Annotated in this window: 14 protein-coding genes; 4 read left to right on the top strand and 10 right to left on the bottom strand. The window is 47.8% G+C overall.

Translation table 11 applies throughout. The annotated features are described in order from the left end of the window. The first annotated feature begins 502 nt into the window (after nucleotides 1-502). The 3 genes from NNL21_RS34825 (at nucleotide 503) to NNL21_RS34815 (ending at nucleotide 3,264) form a co-directional block, all read left to right on the top strand. The gene (locus tag NNL21_RS34825; RefSeq protein WP_256555684.1) at nucleotides 503-907 is read left to right on the top strand and encodes a VOC family protein; all 405 of its coding nucleotides are present in this window, start codon (nucleotides 503-505) and stop codon (nucleotides 905-907) included. 128 nt (nucleotides 908-1,035) lie between these two features. Beyond that, nucleotides 1,036-2,466: an alpha/beta fold hydrolase gene (locus NNL21_RS34820; RefSeq protein WP_204822335.1), complete on the top strand. Its 1,431-nt coding sequence runs from the start codon at nucleotides 1,036-1,038 to the stop codon at nucleotides 2,464-2,466. A 393-nt stretch (nucleotides 2,467-2,859) separates the two neighbouring features. Then, nucleotides 2,860-3,264: a VOC family protein gene (locus NNL21_RS34815; protein WP_204822334.1), complete on the top strand. Its 405-nt coding sequence runs from the start codon at nucleotides 2,860-2,862 to the stop codon at nucleotides 3,262-3,264. A 96-nt stretch (nucleotides 3,265-3,360) separates the two neighbouring features. Here the strand turns inward: NNL21_RS34815 and NNL21_RS34810 are convergent, their stop codons facing one another. Then, a complete protein-coding gene (locus NNL21_RS34810) occupies nucleotides 3,361-3,849 on the bottom strand; it encodes a tyrosine-type recombinase/integrase (RefSeq protein ID WP_309145372.1) in 489 nt (162 codons plus the stop codon). A 588-nt stretch (nucleotides 3,850-4,437) separates the two neighbouring features. On the opposite strand from NNL21_RS34810, the gene NNL21_RS34805 reads away from it, so the two are divergent. Further along, entirely contained in the window at nucleotides 4,438-4,983 is a 546-nt protein-coding gene (locus NNL21_RS34805; RefSeq protein ID WP_204822333.1) for a DinB family protein, read from the top strand. Nucleotides 4,984-5,243: 260 nt separating this feature from the next. On the opposite strand, the gene NNL21_RS34800 is transcribed toward NNL21_RS34805, so the two are convergent. From NNL21_RS34800 to NNL21_RS34760, 9 genes are all read right to left on the bottom strand, one after another. Further along, a complete protein-coding gene (locus NNL21_RS34800; protein WP_204822332.1) occupies nucleotides 5,244-6,923 on the bottom strand; it encodes a response regulator transcription factor in 1,680 nt (559 codons plus the stop codon). Next, complete coding sequence (locus NNL21_RS34795; RefSeq protein WP_373567636.1) at nucleotides 6,916-7,185, bottom strand: sensor histidine kinase; 270 nt, start codon at nucleotides 7,183-7,185, stop codon at nucleotides 6,916-6,918. Before NNL21_RS34795 ends, NNL21_RS34800 begins: the two co-directional genes overlap by 8 nt. A gap of 11 nt (nucleotides 7,186-7,196) precedes the next feature. After that, nucleotides 7,197-8,666, bottom strand: a complete 1,470-nt coding sequence (locus NNL21_RS34790; protein ID WP_204822330.1) for a sensor histidine kinase — start codon at nucleotides 8,664-8,666, stop codon at nucleotides 7,197-7,199. A gap of 91 nt (nucleotides 8,667-8,757) precedes the next feature. Next, nucleotides 8,758-11,718, bottom strand: a complete 2,961-nt coding sequence (locus tag NNL21_RS34785; RefSeq protein WP_256555683.1) for a family 78 glycoside hydrolase catalytic domain — start codon at nucleotides 11,716-11,718, stop codon at nucleotides 8,758-8,760. 99 nt (nucleotides 11,719-11,817) lie between these two features. Then, nucleotides 11,818-12,705, bottom strand: coding sequence for a carbohydrate ABC transporter permease (locus tag NNL21_RS34780; protein WP_373567635.1), 888 nt, complete (start codon nucleotides 12,703-12,705; stop codon nucleotides 11,818-11,820). Nucleotides 12,706-12,722: 17 nt separating this feature from the next. Next, nucleotides 12,723-13,607 carry an ABC transporter permease gene (locus tag NNL21_RS34775; RefSeq protein WP_204822329.1) on the bottom strand — a complete coding sequence of 295 codons (885 nt, stop codon included), beginning with the start codon at nucleotides 13,605-13,607 and terminating at the stop codon, nucleotides 12,723-12,725. A gap of 88 nt (nucleotides 13,608-13,695) precedes the next feature. Further along, complete coding sequence (locus tag NNL21_RS34770; protein WP_204822328.1) at nucleotides 13,696-15,360, bottom strand: extracellular solute-binding protein; 1,665 nt, start codon at nucleotides 15,358-15,360, stop codon at nucleotides 13,696-13,698. 392 nt (nucleotides 15,361-15,752) lie between these two features. Next, nucleotides 15,753-16,928 (bottom strand): MFS transporter, encoded by a 1,176-nt coding sequence (locus tag NNL21_RS34765; RefSeq protein WP_204822327.1) that lies wholly within the window; start codon nucleotides 16,926-16,928, stop codon nucleotides 15,753-15,755. Between the two features lie 79 nt (nucleotides 16,929-17,007). Then, nucleotides 17,008-17,319 (bottom strand): ArsR/SmtB family transcription factor, encoded by a 312-nt coding sequence (locus NNL21_RS34760; RefSeq protein WP_204822351.1) that lies wholly within the window; start codon nucleotides 17,317-17,319, stop codon nucleotides 17,008-17,010. Nucleotides 17,320-17,719: the final 400 nt, after the last annotated feature.

Raw genomic sequence — 17,719 nt, 5'->3', positions numbered from 1 at the left:
AGGCAGACCAATCCCGATTACTCTGCGCACAGACAGAGCTGAATAGCAAACTGCAATTATTTGCATTGCTTTCTCAATCGGGAAAAATTTATCACACGTAGCCCTCCGTTCTGAAAGAATAAATAAAGCTTAGCATAGGAAACTCATGGTTTCAACGACCATTTACATTGACGCAGGAGAGGCTCCGGGAGAGCGACCCAACGAGGTATATTGGAGACTTTCACTCCTTAGTCTTCATTCTTTATTTTTGCAAAGATTCAAACAAATAGGCCTCTCTTGTTTTATTTGAGCCCCATTTCCTTGAACGAATGAGGGAATGGTATTAATCGGTGGGAGATCCAAAAACACGTGCTATGGAGGCCGATCTTCGAGACCAAATTGACATGCTAAAAAAAGATAAAGTATTTTTTTGGAATCTGTCGATTTTATTATTTCGCATTCGTTGTCTTCATAGAGGCTGAGTTCGAACAGTCCAAACCAAGGGATGAAAGGATGTTATAAGATGGCAAAACAAACAACTTATATTATGTCGGAGGACGCAAGAGCTCAAGCTGAGTTCTACACTTATGCTCTCGGCGGAGAGATCCTGTCCGTTATGACGCATGGACAGCTTCCGGAAGCAAAGGAAGAGCTCAAGGACAAAGTCGTTAACTTGAGTCTGATGGCCGGAGGAATTAACTTCTTAATGTCCGATTCCGTATTTGAGCCGATCATTCGGGGGAACGCCATAAATCTGAGTCTCGAGTTCACAACAGACGCCGAAGCCCGTGATGCCTTCGATAAGCTAGCTGAAGGCGGCAAGGTGAAGTGCCCGTTGGAGCCGGCATTCTGGGGTGCCTTATACGGCCACATCGAAGACAAATACGGCGTAATGTGGATGATCACCACCGAGCCGAAAGCGAGTTAATCCTGATCCCCAGCCCAGGTAAGCAGCATGGTCCGCGTAACCAATCTGCCTGTGGAGAAATCATCATGACAACGAGCAAAATTGTGTAGGAGAAACGATTAGAAATCAATTGAAAAGGAGTGGGTAAAGTGAAGAAGTTGGTAACCTTTATTTCTGCTATCGTGTTGGCTTGTACATTATTGAGTGGTTCTGTGTCTGCGTTTAACGATCTGGACGAGACTGAAAAAGGAGCTATTCTTAATCTGAAGGAACGAGGCATTGTTTCCGGAGTGGATAGCGACCATTTTGCTCCGCGCGACAAAATTAACTTTGCTCAAAGCGTAAGCTTAATCGTAAAAGGCATAAATCTGAATATCGACAACGCTAGTTTTGTAAAAAAGCCGGAGGCAACCGATTATTTCGCGAACGTTCCTAATCACGTATGGTATGCGGAAGCCTTTATTATTGCGAAAATGAACGGGCTTGACATCCCGAAAAATGTTAATCCCAAAGCTATAATTACCCGGGAACAATACGCAGATATGCTGATTAAAGCATTAGACACAAAAGGATCGTTCCCGGTTGAACAAATGCCAATCATCTTCGAGGACGCCGATCAAATCGACGCCAAATATAAAGACAGCATACAAAGGATTTATTTGTACAAAATTGCCACTCCAGACGGGAAGCCTTTGGCATATCCGAAGCAGGAAATGACTCGGGGGGAGGCAGCGGTTTGGTTGCATAATACAATTCAATTCATGGAGTCGCAAACAGCCCAAACGAAGTCGGGCAGCTACGCTTCCGTGAACGGCCTCAAAATGTATTACGAGATTCAAGGCACTGGAGAACCGCTGATTCTGCTTCACGGCGGCTTGGGCACAATCGACATGTTGTTCGGACAACTTATGCCAGCCCTTGCGAAGACTCGGCAGGTCATTGCAGTCGAGCTACAAGCTCATGGGCACACGGCCGACATTGATCGGCCGTTGAGCTACGAGCAGATGGCGGACGACACCGCTGCCTTGATCAAGCATCTCGGACTCGATAATGCCGACGTCTTCGGCTTTTCCATGGGCGGAGGCGTTGCCCTGCAGACCGCCATCCGGCACCCGGATGTGGTGCGCAAATTGGTGGTCGCCTCGACGCCCTACAAGAGCGAGGGGTGGTACCCCGAAGTTCTCGCGGGAATGGCGTCGATGAATGCCGAAGCTATGGTCGGAACCCCGATACATGAAGTATATATCAAAGCAGCGCCGAAGCCCGAAGACTGGCCGACGCTGATCGCCAAAATGAAACAATTCCAAACAAAGCATTACGACTGGACGAAGGACATTTCGGCGATCAAGGCTCCTATGTTGATCTTGCTTGGGGATTCCGATAAAGTTCGCCCCGATCACGCTTTGGAAATGTTTCGACTGCTCGGCGGTGGCAAGGCGGACGGTTCGATGGGAGGCCTCACGAATGCACAGCTCGCTGTGCTCCCGGGTACAACTCATTTTAACATTCTAGAACGCACCGATCTGCTGCTTCCGATCATCCCGCCGTTCCTCGACGCTCCCATGCCCAAGGTCGAGTGACAGGTGCAATAAAGTATTCTTTTACGATAGACTGACTCGAATATAGGAAACAGTGGCAGCCTTGGACATTAACATTACATTCAAGAAACACTTCAACTCGACCATCTTTATTTCTTCGAATCAGAGGAAGAAGCGATCGAGTGGGCGATGTACATGCAGGATCCGGGCGGCTACGGTGAGAACGAAATTGAGCTCCGCCAGTTCTTTGGGATGTTGAATCGGTGCGAGATCCAAAAACGTGCCATGGAGGCCGATCTTCGAGACCAAATTGACATGCTAAAAAAAGATAAAGTATTTTTTTTGGAATCTGTCGATTTTATTATTTCGCATTCGTTGTCTTCATAGAGGCTGAGTTCGAACAGTCCAAACCAAGGGATGAAAGGATGTTATAAGATGGCAAAACAAACAACTTATATTATGTCGGAGGACGCAAGAGCTCAAGCTGAGTTCTACACTTATGCTCTCGGCGGAGAGATCCTGTCCGTTATGACGCATGGACAGCTTCCGGAAGCAAAGGAAGAGCTCAAGGACAAAGTCGTTAACTTGAGTCTGATGGCCGGAGGAATTAACTTCTTAATGTCCGATTCCGTATTTGAGCCGATCATTCGGGGGAACGCCATAAATCTGAGTCTCGAGTTCACAACAGACGCCGAAGCCCGTGATGCCTTCGATAAGCTAGCTGAAGGCGGCAAGGTGAAGTGCCCGTTGGAGCCGGCATTCTGGGGCGCTTTGTACGGCCACATCGAAGACAAATACGGCGTAATGTGGATGATCACCACCGTGGGACCGACTGCCTAAAAATAAGAGCAAGAGCAAAAGCCCGCCCGAAAATAATATCGGTGGGCTTTGTTGCTACCACGGTAATCTGCTCTTTAGTTGAATAGCGGCGGATCTCTAAAGACGAATCCACCGCTGTTCTGTGCTAAAAAATTGCCGATAAAGTTCTCTCCGGCGCTCGCCACGGAGCTGAGCATAGATTTGCGTGGTTGATGCTTTTTCATGCCCCAGCATACCTTGGATGAAATCCAGTGGTGCACCGTTATCAAGTAGTTGGCACGCATAGGTATGTCTAAAGCGATGAGGATATACATTTGCTTCGATTTCTCCCCGATCTGCAAGCCGTTTCATAGCCCACCTGATCGTAGGAATAGCCATTCGTTTAGTGGGATGTGTATCGGTTACGAATAAGGCTCTACAGGAGTCAGCACGGCTACCCAGGTACTTCTTTAACCATACTTTGCACTCCGTCGTAAAGTAAACTTCTCTCTGCTTTGAGCCCTTGCCATTAACTATTGCAAAGCGATTTTCCCAGTTGAGATCCTCGATGTTTATCTTCTCCACTTCACCAACTCGGCAGCCGGTACAGTAGAGAAATTCAAGCAGCGCTCGTTCCCTAAGTGACTGACAAGAGATCTATAAGTGAATAACATCTTCCTCGATCAAAAACTTAGGAATACGCTTATCCAATTTTGGCTCTCTTAATTTTAGAGAGGGATTTGAATTCAGATACGTCTCTTCATAAGATTAACGAAAAAGGGAACGAACAAAACGAATTCGATGCCCTAGGCTGCTAGGCTTTAACCGATCTGCTTGTTTGGCCAAATACTCCTTCAGCATTGTTAACGTTATCTCTGATATTTCGAGATCGCCAAGTTCCAACATCAACATTTTGTGCTGGAGGACGTAAGCTTTTAATGTTTTCGGACTAAATCCTTAAATACGTTTATCAGCGTCGTACAACCGCCTTAACTCACTCAAGTTCATAACAAAACCTCCCTTAAGAAGCTATTAAATCTAGTTTGCTTCTAAGTTGAGGTTTTAATCTGCTTGCCTTTTGAATTAGCGTGTCCCGTTAGCTTAAGCAACTTTTCTTGGTTACCGCCATTGAAAGACTGGTCTAATGCCCATTGCATGTTGTTTTGCTCATCCTTGTTCTCCATCTTACTCTGATAGGGACCAACCACAAAAAAATTGTTTTCGCCTGATGATACAGGTCAGGGTATTATTCAATTCCAGTACCAAATCTCATGTCAACTGCTAGACATTCATCTAACCGGGCTTAGTGACGAAGAATATCGCTGGAGACCGGCAGCACAAGGACTTCATGTGAGAAACGATTCGGGAATCTGGCGTGCAGATTGGCCCGAATCGGAGAGTTATGATATCGGACCTCCAAGCATCGCTTGGCTGACCTGGCATATAATCTTTTGGTGGTCCATGACCATGGACCATTCGTTCGGAGATGGAACGCTGCAGCGTGAATCTGTCCCCTGTCCCGGAAGCTCAAGCGAGGCAGTCGTTCGTATTTATCAATTAAAAGAAAAATGGGAAGCTTCAGTGGCCACGCTAACCCCTAATGAATACCATGAACGTACTCGAACCAATTGGCCCTTCAGCGACAAGCCGTTTTATGAACTTTCCGCCTGGCTCAATGTGGAGCTTATGAAGAATGCTGCGGAAATAGGATATTGCCGGTTTCTGTTTGCTTCCCAAAAGGGGGAAAGCCTCCGTCCATAGATCCTGCGAACAGGATGCCAAGTCGACGATCCGGATCGTTGGGTGGATGCAACGACGGCAGGTCGTTCCTCCGCCCTGCTGCCTCCGCGGAACAACTTGTAAGAAGACAATATATATGTTCTTGTCCTCTTACAGTGCACGCACGTTGAGCGATCATTTCAATGCTTAGTTTCTCGACGCCATGCTCGGCGAGCAAGGACAATGTTCCGAGGGTGCCGGTTTGGTTTGTAACGTTTATGAACCTATTTCTGATCTCACAATCATGATTTCATGTCAATGCTGCCGCAGCGATCCCTGTATTCCTGCGGCGTAAGATTCATCTCCTTCTTGAACACCTTGGAAAAATAATACGATGTCTCAAAGCCGACTCGCGCGGCTACCTCATGAACCTTCAGCTTTTGATCGGCCAGCAGCTCCTTCGCCTTCTGGATTCGGACATCCTTGATATAATCGGAAAGCCTGCGTCCGGTCGCTTGCTTATACAGCCGGGACAAATAAGCCGGATGCAAATAGACCTGATCAGCCAAAATATCAAGCGACAGGCTGGTGTCTACATGCTGATCGATATATTGGTTTACGATAGCGACAATCCTTGTCGTCCGGTCCATTTGCTCGCTTCCTTGCGTGGAGAAAAGATGCTCGGCAAGCCGTGCAAAATAAAGATCTGCCTCCTTCCAGGAGTGAAAGCTGCTTTTGCCAAGCAGCGGTTCAAGCTGCATATTCAAAGACTCGGAATGGAGAAGTCCGGCCTGATTGATATAGGACAATAAGACGGAGGTCAGTGCAAGCTGGATCTCCGCCAAATAACCGTTATAGCCCATTGTTTTGGACAGTTCATGCGCCATGAAGGAAATTTGGGCATACAACTCGAAATACCGCTCTCTTTGCCCGCTCTCCAAATAATCCTGCAGACTCTTCGCCTTTCTTAGCAAAAGTACAATTTCCTGTTTGCTTTTGTCTTCCCCGATCTTGGTGTCAATCGATTGAGCGGGTAGGCTTTGATCCTGCAATATAATTTCTTTGTCCAGCCCGAAACCCTGCCATAATAATTGCTGCAGCTTCAAATACTGAACCGGCACATCCGGCCAATCGTGTGCAGCGCTGCTGACAGCGAGAGATACGGGCAGCTTGGTCAGCTTCTCGAGCGTCACCTGAATATCCGACAGCATGCCGTAGACAAAGATCGCACATTCCTTCCAACCCGACAAACCTTCCATCTCGGAGGAAGGCTGGATAAGCCAGATGAGATTGGAAAAATGATGCGAGCAATATACCGTACACGAGGTCCCCAAATATTCGGCAGCAATATTGTCAATGGCGTAAGTGAACAACGTTTTATCCGAAGGGCTGATTTCGTCCGGCCACCGATCCACCCGGCCAGCAATCAGCAGAATGCCGAGTTCCGGATTCAATGGCAGCCTAAGCTCCCGGAACCTTTCTTGCGTTATTTGTCCGGAGGACAATTCTCCCTGGAGCAGGCTCCATATAAATTCCTTTTGCAGCGATGGCAAAGCGGTCTTCAACTGCTGCTCCGCTTGAAACATATATTGCTCGAGTGCCATATCGCTTTGAAGCTTGGCGAGCGCCTTGTTTATGGCAGCGATGATCGCCTCATCGTCTTCGATTTTTAATATAAAATCGAAAGCTCCATTTCGAAGCGCGGTTTGGATAAATTCGAAATCATTGTACCCCGTTAGAAAAATGATCTTGCATCTGGGCCATAGTCTTGAAATTTTCGCTTGAAGCTCTAATCCGCTCATGCCGGGCATATTGATATCCGTCAGGACAATATGGATTTTCGTTCTCTCGATCGTTTCCAGCGCTTCGAATGCCGTGTAAGCCCGATACACTTCTAACTCGACCATTCTCCATTCCATCAGATGTTCGTACAGCATATCTACAATCTTCGGTTCATCGTCGACAATCATAATGTTATACATCGGCATCCTGCCTTTCCCTCGGAATGAAGATTTCCACCTTAAATCCGCTCCCCGGAGCATTCGTGAGCTGCAAACCGCCTTCCGCGCCATAGCGCAGTTTGAGTCTGCGATGTACATTGACTAGACCGGTCGTCTCCATATCATCGCCAAGTTGCTCAAGGTTGCGGGTCAATTGCCTGAAGTCGTCCTCTGCCATGCCTTCTCCGTTATCTTCAATAGCAATAACCAAATGATCCTCAAACCCGGAGAAGCTAACACGCAGAAATCCGCCCCTTACTTATTTTTAAGCCCATGCTCATATACGTTTTCTACAATCGGCTGCAAAATAAGACGCGGCGTCCGCACTCCCGCATATTCGCCGGGCAGCTCGGCAAAATCGGCTTCAATACGTTCTTCAAAGCGAAAGGTCTGGATATGGACATAGGTTTTTGCGTGCTCGGCCTCTTCTTCCATCGAAACCTCTTCCGCATGCGTTCTTGTAATGAAGCGAAAATAAGCACCCAAATAATTGGAAAGCTTGTTAATGCTCTCGTAATCTTCATATTTCGTCATCCGGGATAATATAAAAAAGCTATTATATAAAAAATGCGGATTAATTTGCGATTGCAAGTGGCGAAGCTCGGACAGATTGGCCCGATACTTTTGCTCGTAAACCTCATGAATAAGCTCGTCGATCTTTTTGACCGCCGCATTAAATTGTCTATACAAGTAGTTGAACTCGTCTGACCGGTTTTCCGTAACGGAGACAGCCAAATTACCTTTCTCTACCTGCTCAAAGGCGCGAACAAGCCTCTTGATCGGCTGATGAATTTGACGGAAGATCCAATAGGAAAATAGCGCGACAACTAGTACGGAAATACCCGACAGCAGCCAGAACCATCCCTCGTAGCGTTTATGCTTTCCCAGCAACGCTTCTTCGGGCATGTACATCGCAAGTGTGATGCCAAGCGAATCCGAGCGCTCCATAGCGACCCAATGCCTCTCCCCTTCAATTTCGAATAGGGAAATAGTGCCCCCAGGATCCGTCTTCTTGCCTGCGATGGCCGGTAAGGCGGCTCGCATTTCAATGCTTCTTTCCCCATCGCTCGACACGATCCATTCTCCGTCGACGCCGATAATCATAGCCCCTCCACGGCTGTCAATTTTGAGCCGATCCAGCACTTCCGTGACTTCCTTCTGCGATATTTCAGCGCTAACGAGAAACACGGGACTTTCGTTGTTGATGAGCGCCAATTCCGAATAGGGAAAACTGACGAACAGACGGTTGTTCCAGTAGACAAACGGGTTGCTGCCATCGGTCGACTTCAGTGCTTCGTATTCTTCCGTCGGCAGCTTGTCAAACAAGGAAACGACCGAAACGATTCGTTCCGCTTCCGGAAGGAACACATCGGCATCGGCGATGTATTCGCTAGAATTCATCATCGACTTCAACCTCGAATTGACCGAATAGACCGCTTCGCGAAATTCGTTGCTGCTCAAAGCCTGTGAGGCTGTGCCTAAACGGAGAAGCTCCCGGTCATTAATGAAAGCCTTCTGCATATAAACGATTCTGGAAAATTCGTTCTCCAGAAGATGAATATAAAAATGAACCCGGGATTGCATAGAATGCTCAATCTCTTCCCTTACTGCCTGTTCCCCATATTCGTTTATTTTCAAACTTACGATATAAATCGGAGCAATGACGATCAAGAAGGCGAATATCAAATTTGTATAGATTTTGGAGTATTTGGCGCGTCGCTTCATTAGCTCCCCCTTTCTTTAAAGGCATTCCACAATAAAATAGGAATGTCCTTTTTTAAACAAGGACATCCCGCAATATTCAAATAGATTCCGTTTACTCTCCCAGGCGGTAAATCTCAACGTTGCCCTCCACGCCAACAGGCAAACGCACTTCCGCTTCGATCGCCGCCGGCAGCCATACCCGTAGCAACATGCATGAATCTTCCTCCATGCGCCACGATACGTCAATCCGCCCTTCGCCCGGCAGCGGCACGCTGCCCCTTGCCCATTCAAGGCCGCAAGGATGCGGCTCAATCTTTACCTTGCGCATGCCAGGCGCCGTGCTTTGCACTCCAAGCACATAAGCGCCGAGGAAATAACCGGGCGCCGCCGACCAGGCGTGGCAATGGCTTCGCGTTAGGTTGTAAGGGTCGATACGGCCCTCCTTCATTTTCGGATACATTTCCCAGCAGGTCGTCGCTTCGTAATCGAGCATTTGACCATACTGCCTGCGCATGTCGTCTACCATATAACGATGCTGATCCGCTTGCGCCAGCGCCTCGTAATAAAAGAAAGACATAAACGGACTGCCGATTGGCACAAAGCCGCTTGGCGGCGATACCAGGTAATGCATAAGCATTTCTTTCCGTTCGCCGTTCGGGATGCCGCACAAAATAGCAACAACCTGCGTCTGCATGCTGAATATATCCGATGGCCGCCCGTCCGAATGGATGCAATCGAGATAGGCTTGTTTCTCCTCCTGCCACAGATGCCTGTTAATAGCAGCCGAAAGCCGCTCGGCTGTTTCCCGGTATTGTGACGCCTTCTTCCCGTCCCCGGCCAGTCCGCCCAGCTCCGCGGCGCTCTGAAGCGCTTTGACCAGAAACATATTCTGATGGGTTACAATGCCTTCCCGCGGCTGGTCGATAGGAGCCCAATCCAGAAAGTTCCAGGCATCCAGCGACAGAAGCCCGTTTTCGTTCAACAGCTTCAAATAATGATCAAGCGTATAGGCAACATGCGGCCAAATGCCGGCGGCAAACGATCTGTCTCCCGTTCGTTCGTAATACTCCTCGCAAGCGTTTACCCAAAAGAACGTCCAGTTCGGGATAACGCTGCTGAAACCGCTTGGTACCTGATCCGCATAAAGCGGCGTCTGGCTTGCGGAGCCCGGCACCAATTCCAGGCAGCGCTTCACCAGCTCCTCGCCGCCGAACAAATAATAGCTGATCAGCGCCTCGTTGCGGCTGTCTCCCACCCAAAAGGTCTGCTCGTAGGCAGGGCAATCCACAAAGGTGTCTTCCATGCAAAGCTTCGCCGTATGGCGGCTAATCCGCCAAATCTCGTTCAGCGTTTGATCCGGGCACAGGAACCGGCCGGTCTCCGCTACAGGATAGTGGCTTTGCAGAAGCTGAATGCCCGTTATTTTCACCGGAGTACGGGCTCCCCGCACCGTCACCATTAAATAACGGAAGCCGCGCCTGACATTTGAAGTATATTGTTGGTGCCCTTCACGGCAAATGTAGCGCAGCGAGTTATCCAAATATGTCGTGTATTGAATCCAGCCCTCATGCATATGCTCAAAACCATAGAAATCCAGAACGGTACCCGCTTCCGCCTCGACCTTGAATTGGATATAACCGGAACCTTGACGCCCGAAATCGACGATGATCTCCGTATCCTGCTCTTCATAAACAGGGATGAAGGACGGGACGGCATGAGCGGCTGTCAAATGCTGAAGCGCAGCCGGAACCGGCATCGCGATCGATTGCTTCTTCCAGATAGCATGCGCGAAGACGGATTCCTCGCTCACGTAAGTATTCGAGATTGGCCTGATCCAGCGCGAATAAGCGTCCAGCTCGTCGGCGCCAGCCGACTGCCCGACAGCGCGGAACCATTCAATCGTCTGGGCGGCTTCCGGCGCCATATCAGGCAGATCAGAGCCAAATGCGGCGCAAGCCTCGATGACCCGCTGCTTCGCTTTTTCCTCCGGGCCATATTGATGGTCGAGATACTCGTAGCTTATGAACGGGCCGATCGACACGAACGGCGATACATCGTCTCCTGCAACGCCTACGGGAGATACAAGCTCGAATGGCTCCGAGCAATCTACTCCGATAAACAACCCCCGGCTGTGATCGCTTCCCGCCAGTACGATCATTAGCAGGTTGTCTCCGCTCTGCAGGTCAACCTCCACATAGCGCTGCGTTTGTACTGCCTTCAACTTTTTTTTTGGATAATAAACGCCGTTCACGAATGCGCCCTGTAAGATCGGAAGCGCGTATAGCAGCCCGATAACCGCTTTCGCAGGCTTGCCGGTCCGAATGAGTGTCGCCACGTAACCTGCGTAATGGGTTGCATTGGCATCGGTTTCGCTTCCCGGAATCATATGATTGCGCAAGTCAATGCACCCGGTCCATGGAATGGGAACAACCTGGCTTAAGGATTCCACTCGGGAAGGATACACCGTTTCCTCCGCCAATGGAGGTATCGTTCGCAGCAACAATGCTGTCCACGGAGCCGTGCCGACTTCACCGACAATGCAGGCATGCGTCCAGCAGCCGTCATTAAAGTCCGGCTCGATCCATTGTTCATCCCAAAGCCTGGCATCGATCCGCTCGACAAACCCCTGCTGGGACGACATACGCTGCACCCGCTTGCCCTGCCCTTCATGGCGGGAAGTGCGCCATGTATCGTCGGTCGCCACCTGCCGCACCGTCTCCTGCCCAAGGCGCAAATCAAGCTGCGCGAGCAGTCCTCCCCGGCCGCGAATGTAATAAAAATTCGAAACGCCATAATGCTGAACCAGGACGGCAATTGTGTTCGACATGCCGGCTTTAAGCAAATGGCCAACCTCATGCGTATCGAACGACTGCTCGCTTGGCCAGCTGCGGCTTGGCCCACGGCCAACCCTTGTTCCGTTTACATACAGAACGTATCTGGAATCCGCGGAAATCGAGAGCATGCCTTCTTCCCAATCTCCGGAATTCAAGACAAACGTCTTGCGAAAACATCTCCACTCGTTGCGGGGGCTGCTCTCCGATCCGCCCCAGATCCATTTTGCCGTCCACCTCATTATAACTGCTTCCTTCGCTTCCATAACTTCAATAGCTTCATTAGCTTCTATACCTTCCACACCCCTCCGCTTATAGTTAGTTCCGATTGCCTTAAACTGCTATCCCTTAACGCTCCCCATTACGATGCCTTTCATGAAATATTTTTGCAGGAACGGATAGACCAGCAGAATGGGCAGCGAACCGAGAAAAATTTGCGCAGCACGGGTCGTTCGCTCCGAAACGTTTTCCGCAAGACGAATGGCGTCCTCAGAGCCAAGCGAAGTCAGATCAAGCTCAATAATAATTGTTCTTAAATAGGTTTGCAGCGGATAATGCTCCGGCGATTTCATAAAAATCATTCCGTCAAACCAGGCATTCCAATGCCCGACCGTTGAGAACAGTGTAATGGTGGCCAGAGCGGGAAGAGAAAGCGGAATGATAATACGGAACAGCAGCGTAAAATGCCCCGCCCCGTCGATAAAAGCCGCCTCCTCCAGCTCTTTTGGCAATTGGCGAAAAAAATTAAGCAGCAGCACAACGCTGAACACCGGAACCGCACCGGGTAAAATGAGCGCCCACACCGAATTCATGATCCCGGTTTCCCGAATCGTCATATAGGTTGGAATAAGACCACCATGAACGAGCATCGTAAAGACGGTGAACCAGGCATAGACCGTCCGCCATGGAAAGACATTCCGCTCCTTCGAGAGCGGATAAGCCATCAGCACAACAAGCAGCAAATTGATCGGAACGCCGATCAGCACCCGCTTAGTCGTTACACCCAGGGATCGCAGGAAATCCGGCTTGCCAAGCACGTATCGGTAAGCATCCAACGTAAAATCTGCCGGCCACAACGTCACGGCTCCGGAGGAGACGGCCATGTTGGAGCTCAGCGAAATGGCCCATATATGAATTAAGGGGAGTACACAAAGCAGCGACAACATTATCATGAACGTATAGTTAACTGTACTTAACGTTCTCGCTGTCCAGGATCTGTCCTCGACCAAAAATAACCCACCTTTGTCTAGAAGATTCGGTAATTGGCAAACCGGTATGCCAGCATATAGGAGAACGAAATCAGGATGAGTGATACGAAGGATTTAAATAACCCAACAGCCGTCGCAAGGCTGTATTGCGCTTGAACCAATCCCATCCGGTATACAAGCGTATCAATAATATCCCCTGTCTCGTAAACGGCCGGGTTGTATAGATTAAACACCTGTTCGAAACCGGCATTCAGTATTTGTCCCAGGCTAAGCGTAGCCATCAGGATAATAACAGGAGCCATTCCCGGCAGTGTAATATACACAGTCTGTTTCCAGCGGTTCGCTCCGTCTATAACGGCGGCCTCATATAGATTCGGATTAATGCCTGTCAGTGCGGCCAAATAAACTATCGTGCTAAAGCCAAAATCCTTCCATAAATCCGATCCAACCAGCACGTAAGGAAACATGTCGGGGCTGCCCAAAAAAAACAGCGGTTCAATCCCAAAAACGGCCAGCAGCTGGTTTATAATACCTCTCGTCGGAGACAAAATGTCGATCATAATGCCCCCTAGAATGATCCAGGACATAAAATGAGGCAAATAGATGAGCGTCTGCACGCTCCGCTTCACAAACCTTGATCTCAATTCATTCAGCAATAACGCGATCACAATTGGAAAAACTAAACCGGCGGCTACTTTCATGATCGAAATATAAAAGGTATTCCAAATCACATTATAAAAATTCGGCAGCTTGATCAAATAAGAAAAATTTTCCCACCCTACCCATTCAGACCCCGTTATCCCCTTGGCTGGAATAAAATGTTGAAACGCAATGACAAATCCGAAGGTCGGGATGTAATGATAAATGAGCAGCAATAACGCTCCCGGCAAAAACATCAAATGCAGCGGCCATCTGGCGTGCATCGAACAGCGCTTAAATGGCCGCGCAGCGGCTACAAGGCCAGCTGCGCGGATTTTTTTAACGGATGATGAAATGTGACTCACCTCGTTTTTAGGATTTGTGCTTGGCGTACCAGTCGTTTACTTCAGCTGTAATTTCATCTCCGCCAAGCTTCTTCCAGTTCTCAACAAAGGTATCAAAGGATTCGATCGGGTCTCCCAATATAATCTTCATGAGTGCCTGATCGGTTATATCACCTGTTGTACTCGTCAGCTTGACTATGGTGCTGGTCGGAATGCCTTGATACGAGTTAGGCAGAAGCAGATCCTCGTTGACATATTTGTTCACAATGCCAAGCGACCCTTCCGGCCCAAATATTTTGGCGTAGTTCCACATCGATTTATCGCCGTCCAAATACTGTTTTACTTGGTTGTAATTGCCGAGCTGCCCTGGATTCAGCCCGCTTGTGTCGCCCGTCTTGAGCGCCTCGTTAATTTTGAGGTAGTTATCCAGGTTTTTGCGGGCTCCGTACGTGCGAACTGTAAAGTATTTATGGGTAGGGAATCCGTTATCATAGTCGAACTTGGCATCTGCGGTTTCTCCAAACCATTTTTCAACGTTCAAATTCATCATTTTAATAATGGCTTCGGGATGCTCGCTTTGCTTGCTGACTACGAAATAAAAAGGTGGCATCGAATCGGTCTGCGGCTTAGCCGGCTGATCGTCAACGGAAGGAAGCGGATAACATTCCCATACGGCTTCAGGATCGTTAAGAACCGATGGATTCAGGTTGGCGAGCGGCTCAGCCATCGCTCCGAACACCATGCCGACACGGCCGGAAGCAATATCCTCTTGCAATTGGGTCGTGCCTTTAACCGAAAATTCCTGATCAATCTCGCCCGATTTATACATTTCCTGCAGTTTTGTCAACGCCTCTTTCATCTCCGGCTGAATGGCTCCGTTCACAAGCTGTCCGCTCTCTTCATCCTCGATCCATGTGCTGTATGCATGGAAACCGTTCACGAATCCTTTTATTCCGCCGAAATGTGAAAACAAATCTTTGCGGAATCCAATACCTACCGTGTCATCCTTGCCGTCCCCATCAGGATCGTCATTTTTGAACGCCTTGGAAATGGCGAGCACGTCATCTATCGTTTTAGGCTCCGGCAGCCCCAACCGATTCAGCCAGTCCTTGCGCACCCACAGCATGGTGGATCCGTCCATCGTAGCGGTTGTATATGGGAGCGCCAGCAATTTGCCGTCGAACGTAACGGCATCCAGGCCAACGCTGCCGTCTTCCCGTAATTTCCCATCCGCCAGCGGCGAAATATTCTCCTTATACACATCTGTTAAATCTGCAAGCATATCGGCTTCGACCAGCTGCTGAAGCTGAGTGCCCGATACCTGGAACACGTCAGGCAAATCGCCGGAAGCAATCGCCACATTCAGCTTCTCGGTGTACTGGCTTTCGTCAACGGTCCATTCGCTCTTGATTTGAATGTTGCTTTCCTCAAGGAGCGTTCTGGTCCAAAGATTGTTTTCCATCGATTCGCCTTCTGGAAAGGTTGTGTTTACCGCCTGAGATAACGCCATCGTCACCGTAATTGGCGCATCGGGGCTGCTGTGCGTATTTGTCGCACTTGCCGTATTCTGTGGAGCAGTTAACTGTGCAGGGTCTGCGCCACCACCATTTCCTCCATTTGAGCACGCACTAAGAACGGCAACCATCGCCATCGTTCCGGCCAGCAATACTGCGCCTTTCTTCTTCAGCTTCAATTAAATCTTCCCCCTAACGGATAATTTGCGTATAAAGCCTCTTCTTAGCTTTAAGTTTAGCGGCGTCCAGTTGGGTCAACTAGAACAACATATTTACTTCCGTTGTATAATCTTTACTTGGCAGGTGAAAGAATTGTAAAGACAAGCCCTCCCTATGATTGCTCTTAAAGTTTACGGCATAATTATTCACCCTGTATAAACAACAAGACAGCCGCCCTGATGGACGGCTGCCGCAATTCATATATGGTTTCACTACTCCGTTATCCTCAACGCGAATCTCTGCCATTTGCGGTTCGAAGCTTATAATATCTGCTGCAACTCTGCGGACCAGTATTGGCTTAGTTTCGTGCTGCCTTTTTTGGGTTTGTGCTAAGAGTAATTTTTGGGGTAGTTTAATATGCGTTTACTTCCTCTGCGTTTGATGTGCACATTTTTATTTTTATCAGGATCACTAAGAAAGCAAGCACTGCAAACAGAATTCCGCACCAGATGAGTTGATGTATTCCCAAGTGAGAAATAAACCAACCACCGATAGAAACCCCAACAGTAATTCCAAGATTGGAAAATGAGACAAATAAGCTGTTGCCGAATTCGGGAGCTTCTTTCGCCTCAGCCGTTAACCATGCTTGACTGACAATAAGCCCACCGGAATGCACTGCCCCCCAAAGGAATACGATAACAACCATCGGAATGAAATAAGAACCCAGATAATAAACGAATAAGTAAATTGCCCCATATAGCAGAGGAAACATGATGACGGTCTTTGTAATGCTTTTATGCAAAAAGCCCCCAAATAAAAAATTCCCAAAAATCATGATGATACCAAAGGCCATCAACATGATACTTATCCATGACCCGTTCATATGTGTTACTTGTCCAAGATATTCAGTAAAGTAGCTATACACAGAGAACATAGAAGCAAAGATTAAAATAACGGTCACGATATTTAACCACAACTGAGGTTTGCGTAATATACCAAGCTGCTTGCCATAAGACATTTTTTCCTTAACAGGCATGGAAGGAAGCCAAGCTAGTATCCCAACAAAGGCAATCATGCTAACAACAGCTCCAAACAGGAAAGCGACTTCCAGCGCAATCTGTTCCGCGAGATAAGAAGTCAAAGGCACGCCAAAAGCAAACCCGACCGTTATCCCGGCGAAAACCTTTGTGACCGCTTTACTGCTTTTATCAGGAGGGACAAGTTTGGCTGCGGTCACAAGGGCAACCGAAAAAAAGACGGGATGAAAAATAGCAGGGAGAATACGGAAAACAAGCATCACATCGAACTTGGTTGTATACGCATAAACAATATTTGAAATCGCAAAAATAAGCACAGCGGTTAATAGAATGACTTTTCGGTTAATACCTGAAGCGAGTAATGTCAGGAACGGACCTGAAACGGCAACGACTAAAGAAAATATACTTACAAGCCATCCGGCCTGTGAAGTCGATATATTAAACTTTTGAGTTACCTGGGGCAGAACACCTATAATACCCATTTCCGTTGTAATAATGCCAAATACGCCTAAAGCCAGAATAATGATAAGTAAACGGTTAACCTTTTCCATTGTAAATGTAAGTCCCCATTCATATTTATATATACAGAAATATAGATATATATTGCTAAAAAAAAGGCCTCCTTTCCGTCTACAGATTGTTTTTAATAAACTCGGAAAATTCCTGTAATGTCTTTTCGTTTCGACGATAATACGTCCACTTCCCAATTCGCTCAGATTCCAACAAACCAGCTTTTTGCATAGTCAACAAATAACTCGAAATAACAGATTGTGCAAGTCTCGTTTTAGCCTGAATATCTCCCACGCATACACCAATTCGAAAATTGAGGCCTTGCTGTAGATAAGGCTTTTCATCAAAGAATTCCTCTGGATTCTTTAACCATTGCATAATTTGACTACGTGTCTCGTTAGACAAAGCTTTATAAATCAATGAAGGTTCCATACAGATTATTATATCTACTTTTATAGATTTGTAAATATAAAATATTTTGCGCTTTTGATCCGTACCATCATGAACCACCGGCAGATACGCCAGCAAAAACACCTTAAGGTATAGCTGGAGGAAATGGCTGTGAAGCGGTTAATAAGAAGACGACGTCACCCACGGGTAGCAGCAGCCTGCCCGTTACTTTAATGAAAAAGCAGCCGATCGTTGTAATGTAACTAGCTGCTGATCTGTCTTATTGAACTATCGTGTCCCGTTCAATAATATTTGTTGTGTTGTCACGGTTTCATTGCTGTCTACTAAACCAAGAATTTACAGGTCTAAAGAAACTTAGTTTAGTTTTTGTAGAAACAAGTTACTCTCTGTATGAATCAAGCGAAGCAGTTCAACTAGGTCA

It is taken from the genome of Paenibacillus mendelii, assembly GCF_024498075.1.
Classification (GTDB): domain Bacteria; phylum Bacillota; class Bacilli; order Paenibacillales; family Paenibacillaceae; genus Paenibacillus_Z; species Paenibacillus_Z mendelii.
The sequence above is the reverse complement of the archived record's forward strand: the minus strand, read 5'-3'. Positions and strand labels throughout refer to the sequence as shown.

What these genes read in the sequence shown, in the direction of transcription:
- NNL21_RS34825 (WP_256555684.1), top strand. Translation starts at nt 503, where the DNA reads ATGGCAAAACAAACAACTTATATTATGTCGGAGGACGCAAGAGCTCAA.
- NNL21_RS34815 (WP_204822334.1), top strand. Translation starts at nt 2,860, where the DNA reads ATGGCAAAACAAACAACTTATATTATGTCGGAGGACGCAAGAGCTCAA.
- NNL21_RS34800 (WP_204822332.1), bottom strand. Translation starts at nt 6,923, where the DNA reads ATGTATAACATTATGATTGTCGACGATGAACCGAAGATTGTAGATATG.
- NNL21_RS34790 (WP_204822330.1), bottom strand. Translation starts at nt 8,666, where the DNA reads ATGAAGCGACGCGCCAAATACTCCAAAATCTATACAAATTTGATATTC.
- NNL21_RS34785 (WP_256555683.1), bottom strand. Translation starts at nt 11,718, where the DNA reads ATGAGGTGGACGGCAAAATGGATCTGGGGCGGATCGGAGAGCAGCCCC.
- NNL21_RS34775 (WP_204822329.1), bottom strand. Translation starts at nt 13,607, where the DNA reads ATGCACGCCAGATGGCCGCTGCATTTGATGTTTTTGCCGGGAGCGTTA.
- NNL21_RS34765 (WP_204822327.1), bottom strand. Translation starts at nt 16,928, where the DNA reads ATGGAAAAGGTTAACCGTTTACTTATCATTATTCTGGCTTTAGGCGTA.
- NNL21_RS34760 (WP_204822351.1), bottom strand. Translation starts at nt 17,319, where the DNA reads ATGGAACCTTCATTGATTTATAAAGCTTTGTCTAACGAGACACGTAGT.